At 60.2% G+C, this 15,329-nt stretch carries 11 protein-coding genes; 2 read left to right on the forward strand and 9 right to left on the reverse strand.

All coding sequences use genetic code 11. The features are described from left to right. Positions 1-20 precede the first annotated feature (20 nt). From NZK35_RS26530 to NZK35_RS26565, 8 genes are all read right to left on the reverse strand, one after another. Positions 21-1,934, reverse strand: a complete 1,914-nt coding sequence (locus tag NZK35_RS26530; RefSeq protein WP_259635543.1) for an AAA domain-containing protein — start codon at positions 1,932-1,934, stop codon at positions 21-23. Beyond that, complete coding sequence (locus tag NZK35_RS26535; RefSeq protein ID WP_259635544.1) at positions 1,931-2,707, reverse strand: 3-keto-disaccharide hydrolase; 777 nt, start codon at positions 2,705-2,707, stop codon at positions 1,931-1,933. Before NZK35_RS26535 ends, NZK35_RS26530 begins: the two co-directional genes overlap by 4 nt. A gap of 434 nt (positions 2,708-3,141) precedes the next feature. Next, positions 3,142-4,476 carry an ABC transporter permease gene (locus tag NZK35_RS26540; RefSeq protein WP_259635545.1) on the reverse strand — a complete coding sequence of 445 codons (1,335 nt, stop codon included), beginning with the start codon at positions 4,474-4,476 and terminating at the stop codon, positions 3,142-3,144. Between the two features lies 1 nt (position 4,477). Beyond that, positions 4,478-5,293 (reverse strand): ABC transporter ATP-binding protein, encoded by an 816-nt coding sequence (locus NZK35_RS26545; RefSeq protein WP_259635552.1) that lies wholly within the window; start codon positions 5,291-5,293, stop codon positions 4,478-4,480. A 13-nt stretch (positions 5,294-5,306) separates the two neighbouring features. Beyond that, positions 5,307-7,106, reverse strand: coding sequence for an HlyD family efflux transporter periplasmic adaptor subunit (locus NZK35_RS26550; protein WP_259635546.1), 1,800 nt, complete (start codon positions 7,104-7,106; stop codon positions 5,307-5,309). Between the two features lie 344 nt (positions 7,107-7,450). Further along, entirely contained in the window at positions 7,451-8,164 is a 714-nt protein-coding gene (locus tag NZK35_RS26555; protein WP_259635547.1) for a lipoate--protein ligase family protein, read from the reverse strand. Positions 8,165-8,175: 11 nt separating this feature from the next. Then, complete coding sequence (locus tag NZK35_RS26560) at positions 8,176-11,649, reverse strand: ABC transporter permease (protein ID WP_259635548.1); 3,474 nt, start codon at positions 11,647-11,649, stop codon at positions 8,176-8,178. A 240-nt stretch (positions 11,650-11,889) separates the two neighbouring features. Then, complete coding sequence (locus NZK35_RS26565; protein WP_259635549.1) at positions 11,890-12,849, reverse strand: efflux RND transporter periplasmic adaptor subunit; 960 nt, start codon at positions 12,847-12,849, stop codon at positions 11,890-11,892. A 275-nt stretch (positions 12,850-13,124) separates the two neighbouring features. Between NZK35_RS26565 and NZK35_RS26570 the strand changes: the two genes are divergently transcribed. Further along, complete coding sequence (locus tag NZK35_RS26570; protein WP_259635550.1) at positions 13,125-13,625, forward strand: hypothetical protein; 501 nt, start codon at positions 13,125-13,127, stop codon at positions 13,623-13,625. Here the strand turns inward: NZK35_RS26570 and NZK35_RS26575 are convergent. Continuing rightward, positions 13,622-14,347, reverse strand: a complete 726-nt coding sequence (locus NZK35_RS26575) for a two-component system sensor histidine kinase NtrB (protein WP_145212416.1) — start codon at positions 14,345-14,347, stop codon at positions 13,622-13,624. The genes NZK35_RS26570 and NZK35_RS26575 overlap by 4 nt on opposite strands. Before the next feature lie 143 nt (positions 14,348-14,490). Between NZK35_RS26575 and NZK35_RS26580 the strand changes: the two genes are divergently transcribed. Further along, complete coding sequence (locus NZK35_RS26580; RefSeq protein WP_259635551.1) at positions 14,491-15,030, forward strand: hypothetical protein; 540 nt, start codon at positions 14,491-14,493, stop codon at positions 15,028-15,030. The last annotated feature ends 299 nt before the right edge of the window (positions 15,031-15,329 follow it).

Raw genomic sequence — 15,329 nt, forward strand, 5'->3', positions numbered from 1 at the left:
GTAAGCTTCCAGCTTGCGATTCAGTCACTGCCGAATTCGAACACGCTTCGATAGGCGCCTTGTGCTTCGAAGTATTCGAGCATTCGGCGGTAGAATTCGTTGCCGCCCAGCGTGGCGCTATCGCCGATCACGATCAGCTTTCGTCGGGCGCGGGTGAGCGCCACGTTGGTCCGCCGGGTGTCGGCCAAAAAACCGATTTCGCCGCGATCGTTGCTGCGTGTCAGCGTGATCAAGACGACTTCCTTTTCTCGGCCCTGGAAACCGTCGACGGTATCGATTTCAACGTCTCGCAATTCCGGGCGATTGCGGAGCCAACGCACCTGCGCCGCATAGGGTGCGATGATGGCGATTTGATCGGGCTGTACCCCGGCTTCGATCAATTCGGTTGCGAACCGGGTGACCAGTTCGCCTTCGCCCGGATTGAGTTTACTCTCGCCGTCGCGTTCGAGTTCTTCGTTGAGGTTGGCACCGGCCGTGTCGACCAACATCAAGGGTTCTTCGGTCATCGGCGACGACTGGACGTTCGGAAGATCGCACAAACGATGCTCGACAACGCTGCGATCGGCGACCAGCGAATCATCATAGAACTCTTGTGACGAAAACTCCATGATCGCCTGGTTCATGCGGTATTGCACCGTCAGCCGTCGATAGATCGATTGGCCTTCGCGTTCGATCAGCCGATGCATCATCGAATCGCGCATCCCTTCGGCGGCTGCCTGGTCGGACAGCACCGTCGGCGGAAGCTGGCAGTGATCACCCGCCATGACGACCATGTCGGCGCGCAAGACCGCTTGCCAGACGCTTGATTCGGTGCACTGACACGCTTCGTCGATCACAACCAGATCGAACCGTGCGTCGCCCAGCAAATCTTCGTCGATCGTCGTCGTCGTGCAGATCACGTCGGAACCTTCGATGACGCCCCGGACGACGCTGCGTTCCAGCGATCGGATTTGACCGCGGAGATCACCGGCGGTGGAGTACAGCAGGCTGCGTCGCTTCTTTCCATCCCGCCCGCGATGCGCCCGCGCCGCCGAACGCATCAATTCGGATAGCTCGCGTCGCATGTCGCGGATCACCGCCGATGACGGGTCGGCGTCGACGAGTTCATCCAGCGTGTGACCGCGCAGCGATTCGAAGACCCGAGCCGGGTGGCCGACCCGCAGCACGTTGGGCAGCATCGCGACCAACCGTTCCAGCAAGTTGTCGACGGCCGTGTTGCTCGGGGCACAGGCCAACACGCGGTCGCCACGCATCACCGCTTGATAGATGACTTCGGCCAACGTCGTTGTTTTGCCGGTGCCGGGCGGGCCGTGCAAAATCGCGACGTCGGGTGCGGCTAAGGCAAACAGGACCGCGTCCCGCTGTGGCGGATTCAAATCGCTGCGGAATTCGATCGGGTCCGGATCGCCGTTGCGGATCGGACGCTGTCCCAGCAACAGGTCCCGCATCTGCTTGGCCCGACCGCTGGCGCAGCGTGCCGACGCCATCGCCGCAAGTTGTCGGCGACGGGTGGTTTCATCCGGTGAAAGATCCAGCCGAAAGTACCTTGCGTCGGGCCACTTTTCCGACGCCACCTGGATCACCGATTGGCTGCGCCGACTGACGACGCCCGCGATCCCCTGGTCGCCCGGATCGTCGGCATCGGAAATCACGACCGGTGAACCGACTTTCAGACGATTCAGCGGCAACGGTTTCCCGCCGACTTTGGCGAAATCGAACAGAAACCGTCCGGCGAGCCCCGTCTGGTGGTCTTGAAGTTGGAGCCCCAGAATCGTCTCCCCGGTCCGTTCGGCGTCACGCGTGTTTCGCATCTGCCGTCGCAGCGCCATGCGGGCGCGTTCGGCGTCCGCTTCCAGATCCAACCAGGACGAAAGGACGTCGAAGTAGTCGTCGACGCTCAATCGGTCGAGAGGTTGTTTCGCGGTGATCGTCATTCGATTGGCGTTTCTTTCTGCCCGTCGCGGATGTACGGTTTGCGGGTCTGTTCACCCTTGACCGGCGTCAATTCGCGAACCCAGATGTTACGGAACCGGACCGGGTTGCCGTGGTCTTGGATCGAAATCGGTCCTCGGGGCGGATGCGGCTTGTAGGCCGGAGGGCGGTTGTAGGGCGTGTCGCCGAGTAGCTCAAAATGATTCTGGATGACCACGCCGTTGTGGATCGCGGTGATGTAAGCCGGCGACTTCAACGAACCGTCTTCATTGAACCGCGGTGCGGTCCAGATGATGTCGTAGGTATTCCACTCGCCGGGTGCACGCATCGCATTGGCCATCGGAGGCGTTTGTTTGTAGATCGCGCCGGCCTGACCGTCGTGATAAGTTTCGGCCTGATACGAATCCAGGATTTGGATTTCATAGGTGCCCATCAGGAACAGTCCGCTATTGCCGCGGCCCTGACCGTTTCCCTTGGGAGGATTCGGAGCCGACCATTCGATGTGAACTTGGCAATCGCCGAACTCGTCGTTCGTGACGATCTGGCCCTTGCCGACCGTCACCACCCCGTCGGCGACCGGCCAGTTTTCACCGTTCTTCCACTTGGACATGTCCGTCCCGTCGAACAGCACGATGGCATCGGCCGGCGGATCGGCAGCGGTGGGCCCGGGCTGGACGACCGGGGGGGCCTGCCAGGTGATGCCATTGAGATATTCGCCTGCCGAGAGCGGAATCGCCACCAACGCGAGGGACGCGATCAAGAAAATTCGTGACATGTTGACTTGCACGGCTGGGGGGAGAGAAGTTGGAGGGACGTGATTCGGAGCGGCATTATGGTCGCTCGACGCCGATGCCGCCAGCGTCCGACGGTTTTACTCTTCAACTCGTTCCGCACGACAAACGCAACTCTGCAACCAAATCCGGACAGAACACTCTCCAGAGGAGCGCGTAGCGACACGTCTGGGATCCGCTTCATCGCTTGTTCGTCTTGCCAGCGACAACTCTCGAAAATAAAACCCACGGATGGCAGCGCGAACCCACGGATGACAGGGAACAAGAAATCCGTGGGGCCGCGCTGCTATCCGTGGGCTCAGTGGTGCCCCTTTTTTCGCTCCGCAAACCTAACCCGAGATTCAAACCTGGACGGAACGCTCGACACCAACGTGCGCCCGGTTCATCCACGATGTTGAGAGAGCGTGTTCGGGTTGTCTTACTCGTGCCGCAGGGCTTCGATCGGGTTCATCCGCGCCGCCCGGATGGCGGGGTACAGTCCGCTGACCAACCCGACCAGGACGGCGATCAGCACCGCCAACGGAATCGTTTCATAAACGATCGTCGGTTTGGCTTCACGAATCGCATCGGGCAGGGCGGCGAACTTGTCCGGGAATCCTTCGCGGACGATATAGATCATGCCCTCGTACATCGCCGGGCCGAGAAACCCGAGCAGGATGCCGAGCGCGGCGCCACAGAAACTGAGCACCAACGTCTCGACCAGAAACTGCCGCACGATGTCGACACGTTTGGCGCCCAACGCCCGGCGAATTCCGATTTCGCGAGTTCGTTCGGTGACGCTGGCCAACATGATGTTCATGATCCCGATCCCGCCGACGATCAGCGAGATACATGCGATCAAAATTCCGATGCCCAAAAACATCAGTCTCAAATTCCGTGCCTGTTCGAGCAATTCCAAGGGGAAGACGACGGCAACGTCGCCCATCTTGGCATGATTTCGATCCAGCAAACGTTCGATCATTGCCGCACTCGAACGCACCTCGTCGACGCTGCCGACCTGCAAGGTGATCTGGTTGAGTTCCATGATTTCGATTTGGAACTGTCCGCTGCGGCGGGTCACAATGCGGTCGCCGACGCGGCTGCGAATCGTCTGGATCGGCACGTAGACGTCGGACGAAAAGTCTTGCGAATCGAGCGATCCGCCGATGGCGGCGGAGGGATTACGGGGTTCCAAGACACCGACGACCCGGTAGTAATCTTTGCTCTCGGGAATGTAAACGCGTTTGCCCAACGGGTCTTCGTAGGGAAACAGCCGTTCGGCAACGCCAGCGGAAATGACACACACGGTGTCGGCGAGAATGCCATCGGCATCACTCAAAAAACGGCCACCGCGGTTTCGAATGGCCAGCGTGTTGACGTCGGCATAGCCGGGGGTGCAACCGACCAGGCGTCCGTCGATGGTCCGATCACGAAACGCGAATTGACGCCGGATCTCGCGGATCGGCACGGCTGTCTTGATCGTCGGAACGCTGGCGAGAATGGTGTCCAGATCGCGTCGCAGCAGACCGTACTGACTGGCGAATCCGCCGGCGGCCAGTTTCTCTTCCGGCGGTTTTTGGCTGCGAACGATGATCGTGTTCGCACCGAGTGATTCAATTTGTTTCTGAACTTGATCGCTGGCACCCTGGCTGACCGCGGTCAATAGGATGACGGCCCAAACACCGATCAAGATGCCGAGCATGGTCAAACCGCTGCGGAGCGGGTGGAGCGCGAGGCTTTTGACCCCGAGTCGAAGCGTGCGGAGCCAAATCATCTTAACGGTCGCCCTCTTTCAACAGTTGCTCGACATGCTTGCGTTGGAAATCGCGTGCGGCATTGCGGGAATCTTCCGTGTTGTTCTCGTCTTTGTGCAGTTTCCCGTCTTTCAAACGCACGACACGTTTCGCCCGTGCGGCAACGAAGTCTTCGTGGGTGACCAGAATAATCGTTCGGCCCTCCTCGTTGAGCTGATCGAAAATCGACAGGATTTCTTCGGTGGTGACGGAGTCCAGGTTTCCGGTCGGTTCGTCGGCAAGCACAAAGTACGGGTCGTTGACGAGCGAGCGGGCGATCGCGACGCGTTGCTGTTGTCCCCCGGACAATTGCGTGGGCCGGTGATCGAGACGATCACCCAAGCCGACGCGTTCGGCCAGTTCGATCGAACGAGCTCGTTCTTTCGCGCCGATGTTGCCCTGGTAATACAGCGGCACCTGGATGTTCTCGACGACACTTAGTTGTTGGATCAGGTTGTACGATTGAAACACGAACCCGATCCGCTCGGAACGGATCTCAGCGAGTTCGTCATCACTCATCGTGGCGATATCATCATCGCCGAGCATCAACGAACCCTCGGTCGGCTTGTCCAGGCAGCCGAGCAAGTTGAGCAGCGTACTCTTGCCGCTTCCCGACGGTCCCATGATGGCGACGTAGTCGCCTTCGGGAACGTCAAAGGAAACGCCTCGCAACGCTTTGACGGTTTCGCTTTTGAGCACGTAGTGCTTTTGTAGGTTGCGAATCGAAGTGGCCAGGCGCTTGGGCGTGGTCGCGGCCGCATTCGGATCGGCCTTGGAGGACCGGTAGGCATCAGTCATCGACATGTTCGGATCAACCTCCCGCCCGCTGGCGGATCATTGTCATGATCTCATCGCGGGTGACGGCACCGTCGCCGTCGCTATCGGCGGCGGAGATTCGGTCGCGGAAATTGGGGTCGATGGCACTGAGTTCCTCGGCGGAAATCGTCCCGTCGCCGTCTTTGTCGCCGTTTTCCATCATTCGGGCAACGATCGTCGCAGGGTCGGGGCGGCCACCGCTACCGGGTCCGCCGGCTCCACCGCCGCCTTTACGTCCACCACCACCAACAACGTCTCCCGGTCCGTCTTCGATCTCAATGGGTTTGGCATTGGGGTCGACATCGGCGATCTCACGCATTTCGCTGTTGTCGTCGGCGGAGACTTCGGGCAAGTCCATCAGGTCCAGGTGCTGGCGAAGATTGAGCACCACGGATTCGCCTTCATTCAGGCCTTCTTCGATCGTTGCCATCGTGTCGTTGGTCGCGCCGATCGAGACTTTGGTCGTTCGGAACGACTCCGGTCCGTCTTTGACCAACGCGAACATTCGGTTGTCGTGTTCATAAAGCCCTTGGATGGGCATCTGAATCGCATCTTCGAGTTGCTGGACAAAGATCTGCACCTCCGCGGTCATCCCGGTTCGGATGTTTTCGGGGGGATTCAAGATGTCGATCAACACGGCGTATTCCTTGATGCCCGAGCTGGTAAAGCTACTCGGTTCGGCATAGCGATTGACCTTCGTCACCCGGCCTTTGAGGGTCAGTCCGGGAATCGACGAGACAGAGATCTTGACCGCCATGCCTTCTCGGATCAGCGTGATTCGCGATTCGTTGACTTTGCTTTTGACCTGCATCTTGGTGGGGTCTGGCAGATAAATGATCTCCTGGCGTTCTCGGACCGACGCCCCGGCTTCGACCACGAACTCGGCGTTCCCACCTCGACTGCTGTATTTGTTGGCGTGGACCACGACGCCTGACGCCGGTGCCGTCAGGATACAGTTTTTGATTTGTTCTTCCGTGTCGGCCAATTGAATTTGCTGTTCCAGCAATTCGCTTTCGTAGGCGGTCAGCTGGGCCTGGGCGGATTCGATGTCGCTGTCGAACTGGACCAGCATTTTTTTCTTGGTCAGATTCTGGAGCACGCGGAGCCGGCCCTCGGCGGCTTCGAGTTCGTTGCGTGCTTTGGCGACGGCGAACTTGTCGGCGTCCAGCTGCAGCGACTTGATCAGCCCCTTGGCGACCAATCGCTGACTGCTTTCGAGGGCCTTTTGGGCCTTCACCAAGTCCTGCTCGGCGATCAGTTTTTCATTTTGGATCGCACGTTCGTCGGTCATGTAGACGCCTTCCAGGTATTCCTGGCGGGCGATTTTCGCCTGCTCGACTTGGGCCTTGGCGGTCGTCACGTTCGCTTCGGCCGCGATCACGCGGATTTTGTCTTCGTTGAGTGTTTGTTCCAGTTGGGATGCATCCAGTTCGACCAACTTGTCGCCTTCTTCCACTCGCGCGCCCTCGTCGATCACCCACAAAATCGACGTGCCGCCGGTGCCGCTGCCCCGCGATTTGACCAGACACACCACGGCGATGTTGCTGCTGCTCTCGATTTCGCCTTGTTCGAGCACGATGTGATCGAATGGACCCTTGACGACGTTTGCCGTGATGATCTCGCCGGATGTGCTGCCGTCGCCATTGCCATAGAACAGGGCGTAGCCGATTCCACCGAGAATTCCGGCAACCACCAAACAGGCGACGACGGCTCCGAGTGCACCGCCTCGACGCGGACGCAGCGGCGAAAAACGGGAAAACGACGTGCTCTCAGCGGGGCGCGGGTTCAATTTCATAAGAAAACCGTAGAAACGGAGGGCAGGATGTCTTTGGGGGCGGGATGTCAAAGCACACAAGCCGGATGCGAGAAGGGAGCCAATTGATGAAACCCTGGTTTCGCCAAATGGTTCCGCTCCCTTCCAACTTTCAGTCATTGACATGCACCAACGCATACGGTTGGGCGGATCGTCGACCGACGACCGCCAATCCGGACCGGTGTGTCAGGGGACAAGACGTGGCTTGGGTGGGCCGAGAGCGGCAAGCGACAGGCCAACGCCTCCGACCGCAACGGGCCCGCATGATAGTCTACTCGGATGGCAAATGGGACAATGCGAAAACTTGTCGTCGACCGGACGAAATTTCAGTGCCGGAAACGCCAGTCTTCGCAACTGTAACGTTTTGACACCAACTCGACCGCTCGGGTCATGACGGCGTCGGGGATCTGGTCCGGCAGCGGCTCGAATCGTTCGGCGAAATCGAACTGTGTGGCCAAGGCATCTGCCAGCATCGCAGGATCCAGCGGAACATTGGTGAGAAAGGATTGGTGATCACGCCCGTCGCGATAGTCGGGCTGGCGCGGGGCGAAATCCAGACATCGCGACACGTTTTCCAAATCGGCCGCGTATAAAACGGTCCCGTGGTAGAGCACGTGGCTTCGTGTGACCCGCAACGCGTTGCCGGAAAACTTGCGGTTCCGCCAGGTCAAATCACAGATCCCCTGGAGCCGGATCTCGGGCAGTTGGCGTTTCGCCGCCGCCAGCACTCGCTGCATCACAAACGTGTGGGCTTCGTCGATTTTGGCGAGATGGGGCGAGTGCTTCAGCGACAACACGACGCTGTACATCAGACACCCCGGCCCGCCGACGATCGATGCCCCTCCACTGCAGCGGCGATAGATCCCGATGCCGTGGCGATCGCAGTGCTCGCGGTCGGTCTCACGATCCACCTTGGACGATCGCCCCAACACGACCGTCGGGCTGGGAAATTCCCAGGTCCGAAAACTGGGGCCGATCTCGCCCGATTCGGCCCCCATCAGAAACGCCTCATCCAAGGCCAGCAACATCGCAGGGTCCAACACGCTTCCTCTCACGTTCCCCTCAGCGATTGCAACAGCGGCATCCGGACGACCTTCATCGCCGCCACCAGTCCGGCGAGGAGTCCGAAGACGACGATCGCCAGCACCACGATGATCGGTTCGAGGATTGGTGGCCGCACCCCGCCCGTCAGGGCATGGGGCAGCACCGCGACGACCGCACAGGCAACGCCGCAACCGATGCCGATCAACAACAGGGACGCGGTTTCGCCCATCACCATCGCCGCCAAGCGGACTTGGGTGAACCCGATCGCCCGCATCACGGCAAGCTCGTTGCGGCGCTCGAGCACATTGCGCAGTTGTGCGATCGCCAGCCCGACAGTGCCCAGCAACAGCCCCAATCCGCCCAGGCTTTGGAACGTCCTCAGGTACGTGTTCTGAACCGCCATCATGCCGCTGAGCACTTGACGGGCATCGGAAACGTCGAAACCGATGTCGCCCAGGCGGGTTTCCATGGCCGAAGCGATCGTGTCGGAGTCTTGGCCATCGGTGTTGATCAACACGTAGCGATAACCGCTGATCTCAGGAAACGACGCTTCAAAATTGGTCTCTCCGACGATCAGCCGACCTTGCAACAGCGAGTTTTCGAGCAACCCGACGACCTCGAAATGCAGCGTGCGGTTGTCATAGACAAACGCTTTGCGCTCGCCGATCCCCTTGATCATCTGCAGGCTCCACATCGCCGTGTTCTGATCGACGATCATCGGGATCGGATCGTCTTCGCTGCCACTCGCTTTGCGGCCGAGCAACGACCACGCCGTCTGGCCTTCGCTGTCGGATTGGCCTTCGGTATCGGGGGCGGCCGAGGCGTAGAAACGGAATTTGCCGAGTGATTCGGCGGCCTGGTCGGGAACGCCCAGCACGGTCGGCTCGGTGGCTTGGTAGAGATTGTTGCAACTGGCGTCCTGTCCGCTGCGAACGCGCAGTGAAACGATCGTGGCCGACGAGACGAGTTCGGCGTCGTTTCCCAACAGTCCCCTCTGGACGTCGGCGTCGGCCAGATCTTCGTACAACGGCTGCGCGGTCTCGGCGACCAAGTCAAACCCGCCGGTGCCTTCATCGGACGGCTGCAACCGAAACGCGGTGATGGCGACGATCAAAAACGATGCGGTCGCCATCAAACCGATCGTCAATGTGCTCCGCAGCGGCGCCCGCGTCGAGTTGCTGCGGGCCAGTCGGCCGAGTGAATAGCCGGGGGCGGAATCGCGATCGCGCTTGGATTTTCGCAGCCCTTCATAGACGAGCATCAGGATGGCGATCAACAACAACATGCCGCCGCCGACGAATCCGCCGGCGGCGGTTTGTCCGCCCGACATCGCCCCCGCGATTCCCGCGCCGATTGCCATCACGAACAACGCCAACGCAATGCGACGCGGCCACGAACTGACGTTTTCCTCCGCCTGCACTTCATCGGATGCATCCGCGCCACGCAGCAGCGTCACGGCTTGGTTGTTCAGCATCGAACGCAATGTCCACCACAGCGTGCCCGCACCGATCAACAATCCAATCAAACCGCCGCCGACAAGACTTTGCGGGGTCGCATGGAAGGTCAGAAATGGAACGGTGACCGCACCGACCCAGTAGGTCCGCAGCGCCGCCAAGACCGCATGGGCGTAGCCGATCCCGCCGGCAACTCCAAGCAACACGCCCACCAACGCAATCGCCACGCCTTCGCCGAGAAAAAGGCGTGAGACCTGTTTGCGCTGCAATCCGATCGCCATCAACGTCCCCAACTCGCGGCCGCGGCGGACCAGGCCCAATCGGAACAACATCGCGATCAACATCACGGCCGAAAAAATCACGAAACAGCTGAGCGCTAAAAACAGCCCGTCAAACGGCGTGGTACCTTTGGACGCGGCCAATTGAGCCGCTCGAATCGGACGCGGGTGCCAACCGAGTTCGGGCAAGACGGGCTGCAGCGCCGCGACGATCTGGGTTTGCAACGCATCGACGTCAACGGCAACCGCCGGATCGATTCGCAATCCGGTCGTTTCACCGAACCGGCTGCCGAACAAACGCCGTCCATCGGCCAGCGGAATGAACGCCTTGGGAGTCAGTCGGTGGTTCTTCCAATAGTCGTCGTCTGCGGCCGGCACGTCACGCGTCAATTCGAACGGCGTGTCCCAATCACTCATCGAATCTTGATCGGTCACGCCGGGGACGGTGGGGGTCAAATTCGGATCGTTGTAGCGAGTCGGTTCGCGGTCGAACACTGCGGGACGGCTGCGGAAATAACGCTTGGCCGGCTCGGTGATCGGCACGATCCCGGTGACGACGGACTGAAACCTGCGCTCGATTTCCTTCCCGTTTTCGACCTCCGGTTCGAAGTAAGCGATCCGAAGACTGGCGCCCACGTCGACACCGAGACGTTCGGCGGTCCACGAGTTGATCACCATCGGAATGACGTCGTTTTCCGGATCCGATTCGCCGAAATCCAGTGGCAACTCGGGCGACGAATCGATCGCCGTGATCGTGCTGTAGGTCACCGTCGCGGATGCTTCCCCGCGATCATCGAGTGTTTCGATGGCGTTGGCCAAATAGGTCATCGCCGGAGTCACCGACCCGTTCGGCAACGCAGCGGTGATGGCTTCGACCGCGGTGTCGTCGAGCATCAAGCGATCGCTTGTCAGGCTGTAGTAATCAAAAATCGTCTTGTCTTGAAAGGTCTTGGTGACCCGTTCCAGTTGCAGTCCCAGATCCGACAGGCCCACGTGAATTTTTGCTGGATCGATCGTGACCGAAGCCAGCGCGATGTTTGCTTGTCCGTCACGCTCCAGGACTTCGCCGATGACGTCGCGCGAGAGGAACACGTTCTTCGGCGCCGCTTGGGCCGGCGAAAGTGAGAACCGCGCCAACCCGCGATCGGGCAGAATGTCGACCACCGTCAGCCGCGGAATCCCTTCGGTTTGAACGTCACGCCGACCGAGCGGGCTGTCCGCCGGTACCGCCTGCTCGACCGGTAAACGCACCGTGACCTGGTCCCCGATTTGAACGCCCAATTCGACCGCCAACGCTTCGGTCAAGACGATGGTGTCATCACCCGGCATCGTCTTCGGTGCGATGCCGGAAACGTCCAATTCCCAGAACGACTCATCGCATCCGATCGTCTGGACCGCGCCGGCACGACGCGAGTCGGCCGATCCGACGGTTTCAATCACCGCGCGGTCGAACAACAACACCGTCGCCAATTGCGAGGGATCCACGCCCAGCGTCGTGGCAGCGTTGTCGGCGGAGAAGAATCCGCCGGGGGCGAGGACCGAATCGATCTTGCCCAGTCGCTCGACCGTCAAACCACGCAGACTGCCTCGCATCGAATCGCCGACCAGCAAGGCGCCGACGATCACCGCGGTCGCGATGGCGACCCCCAACGCGACCGCCAACGACGTCCGCCAGTTGTAACGGACGCCGGAAACAACCATCGAACCGGCACTCAATCGGGCAGCCGTGGCGGGAGGCGGTGGGTTCATCTCAGGCTTCGTTGAGGTTCGAGACATCCGGACAATTTGGGGCGGTCGATTGTCCGTCAACGAAGGCGATGTTGCAACGCGTCTGTGGGGGAGGTGGGAGGAGCGGCGGAGAGGGCAGGAAAATCGGGGGCAGAAAAATGGGTGGGAGCAGGACGAGGAGGAGAGACAGGAAAATGGATGACAAGAAAACCTGAAACCTGAAACCTGAAACCTGAAACCTGAAACCTGAAACCTGAAACCTCATTCCACCAGCAACGCTCCCGAGGCTCCGGATCCGATCTTTCCGTCGGGGTTGTCGACGGTCGCCCAGAGGCGGACTTGGCCGGTGACGGGGTGCATTTCGGGCGAGACGAAAGTGACACGGCCGCGGAGGTGCTGACCGTCGTTTGCTCCGGCGGGCGTGAATTGGACGGCGCGTCCGACCAGTTGCGGGCCGTGTGTGTTGCCGTCGACAAAGCCTTCGACGCGAATCGGGTCCAGCGAAAGGATGCGGACGATCGGCTCGCCGGCTTCGACCCACTCACCCGGTTGAACGTCGATTTCCGCGACCATGCCTTCGACACGCGTCCGCACGGTGTGTTGCTCCAGCCGAGTCTGTGCGATCGAAACGGCGGCTTGTTTTTCAACGGCGGCGGCTGCGGCGACCATCAAGTCGTGTTGGGCTTGCTCGATCGCCAGCGCGGCCTGATCGACTTTCAAGCGAATTTCCTCCAGTTCAAAGTCGCTGACCGCCCCCGGATAGGCTTGGTTGGCCAATCGGCTCTGCTGCATCTCATGCTCGCGGACTTGCAAGGTCCGTTGGGCGTAACGCAAGTTGACGTCGTTATCGCTTTCCAAGCGTGCGGCGTCCAGGGCGGCCTTGGCGGCGACCAATTCTTTTTCCGCCAGGTCGTCTCGCAATCGGACCAGTACCGCATCGACTTGCACCTGATCGCCTTCCTGCACGTCGACCGATGAAACGACGCCGGACAGCGGCGCGGCGATGAATGCGTTTTTGATCAACGAGGTCTGGGCGTCTTCGATCACCAGTGCATCCGAGGGTGACGCGGCGTCTGCATCGATGTCGACCGCTTCGTCGGACTGCGCGATGACGTTGCCGCCCGCAAGTATCAACAAGGAAACGATCGCGAATGCAAAACCGGCGGTCCGAATCACCGAACGAATCGAAAGAGGCCGGGGGCGAGAGATCGTGATGGACATGAGGGCATCAGTGGCAACGGGAATCGGGTCGCGCTAGGTCACAAACAATCACGCGGGATCGGAGAGCCAAATTATTTCAGCGAATCGAAGAAACAAGCGACGGCGTGGCGCAAGCTGTTCGGCCATGGCCGGATCGAACGGGTCGTGCGGAAAGTCGGGATTGTTCCCGTTACCAATACGGCAGCGCCCGCTGCCTCCGCCGCTAAAATGGAAGCTCCCGCGGTGCGGTGATCGTGGAGATGGGTTTTCCAAGGCTGAGAGGAGAGATTGCGACGGTGGCACTTGAAGACAAATTGATTGAATGGGACGGCAAGTCGGCGGAGTTTTTGCGAGACGTCTACGACCGGTCCGTCGGTGGCGACCATTTCCTAGACGATTTGTTCCCGCTATTGACCGAGACGAAGTTCCAAACCGCGGCGACGTGGTTGTTGAAACGTCACCTCGATGAGGGGCATTCGATCTCCGGGACACAGAAAGCCACCTTGTTTCGTTCATTAAAAACGCTCGATGATTGGGAGTCAAAGCTGCACGCGTTGCAGTGCTTGCCACATCTTTCGATCACCCGAGGGCAAGCAAAACCGGCGGCGGTCTTCCTGCGCCATTGTTTGCAAGAAAAAAACAAATTTGTCAGAGCGTGGGCGTACGGCGGTTTTCATCTGCTGTCACAGCAGCACGAGGAATTTCGAGTGGAGGCGACCGAACGCATCGAGTGGGCCATCGAGCACGAATCGCCGTCGGTTCGTGCGCGGATTCGTCAGGTGCGAGGGACGTGCTAGACGATCCGCTTGAGCACGGGGAACTCGAGCGTGAACTTGGTTCCGCGTCCGACTTCGCTTTGCACGCTGATCCGGCCGCCGTGGGCTTCGATGATTTTTCGCGCCGTCGGCAACCCCAGTCCGCTGCCGCCTTCCTTGGTCGTGTAGAACGGTTCGAACATGTGCATGATGGTGTTGTTGTCCACACCGCGACCGCTGTCGATCAGATCCAGCGCGACGCTGGTTTGCGTCGAATAGGTGCGTGCCAACAGCTGTCCGCCGCGGCCGGTCGCTTCGAGCGCGTTTTTGACCAGATTCATCAGGGCGGCTTGCAGCGAGTCGCTGTGCAGCGCGATCGAAGGCAGGTCGCTGTCCAAATAGCGTTTGATTTCGATGCCCCGCTGAGCCGCCTCGGCCTTGTAAGCGCGGAGCACGGTATCGACCTGGTCGTTCAAGGATCCGGAAACCAGATCGATGTCTCTGAGCCGAGCGTATCGCAGGAAATCTCGCAGCAAGCCCTGCATCCGCTCGCACTGCTCACGCACGATATTGACTCGTTCGATCGACCGTCGGCTTTGCGGCGAGTTCCAATCGGCCAAATCTTCGCTCAACAGGTCGATGTTCATGTGAATCACCGACAACGGATTCTTGATCTCGTGGGCCAGCGATCCGGCGAGTTCGGCGAGCTCTTCGTACTGAGCCCGCAATGCGTCGATGGGGGAGGTTTTCTCGTTGGAAGTCATTGCTGGCGGTCAGGGGCGAGGTCAATCGATGGATGCGATGGTGGCGACCTTCGTCGGTGTCAGGTACGATTGTAACGATGGTCCCACTGCCAGATAGTCGGCGATGGATGCGGCCTGCCGTTTTACGCCGGCATTGAAGTGCGATGAACGATCTTGATGGGCAACCGCCCCCGCTGAACCCGTTTGCCCCGACGTCGCATCTCGGCTCGGACAGCATTGGCGAGGCGGCATCGACGTCCGCGGAGTACTCGAATCTTCGCATCATGCTCTCGGTCATCGCCGCGGTGACGGCTTCGGGAGGGCTGTTCGGGATCGTGCTCTCGGCGGTCGCCGTCGGATCGATCCAGTTGTTCGGCGGGATGTCCGATTTCGGGACCGATGTGCTGCCCCTTCTTTGGGCGGTTGCGTTTGCGACGGCCGCCGGGCTGGTCATCGCCGGCGTCGGATCGGCGATCTTGGTGCCGATTTGTTTTTTGCTCGCCAGCGGCCTGAAATCGTCTGGATCGCCGAATTGGGATCGCAGATCGATCCACAAGCTTGGAGCCGTCTGCGGTTTCCTGAGCGGCTGGATCCCGACGATTTTTCTGACCGGATCTGGGATTTCGGGCGTCTTGGTGGGGCTGATCCCGGCCGGATTCGCCGTGGTGGTGGCCCCCCTGCTGTTGCGTCGGCTGCTTCGTTAATGCGTCGTCAACGTTGGAGAAGCAACCGTTGGTGTCCAGCCTTGAGGCGCTCCCACTCGCTGCGGAGCAGCGACACCGGGCGGCTAAAGCCCAATACCGCTAAGTTAACATGAATGAGGGGGCCCGGACGCTGGCGCGAACCGGCTGATGTCAAACGAATATCAGCCGTTTGGCGCGAGCCTACGGGCCCTCATCTGAAGAAACGACGCTTAACTTAGCGGTATTGGGCTAAAGCTGCACACCAACACTGCAGACCACTAGGTTTCCGTGATCGCGTACAGCCCGCCGCCGTCGTGGCG

The sequence above is a fragment of the Stieleria sedimenti genome (genome assembly GCF_025060895.1).
GTDB classification, from domain to species: domain Bacteria; phylum Planctomycetota; class Planctomycetia; order Pirellulales; family Pirellulaceae; genus Stieleria; species Stieleria sedimenti.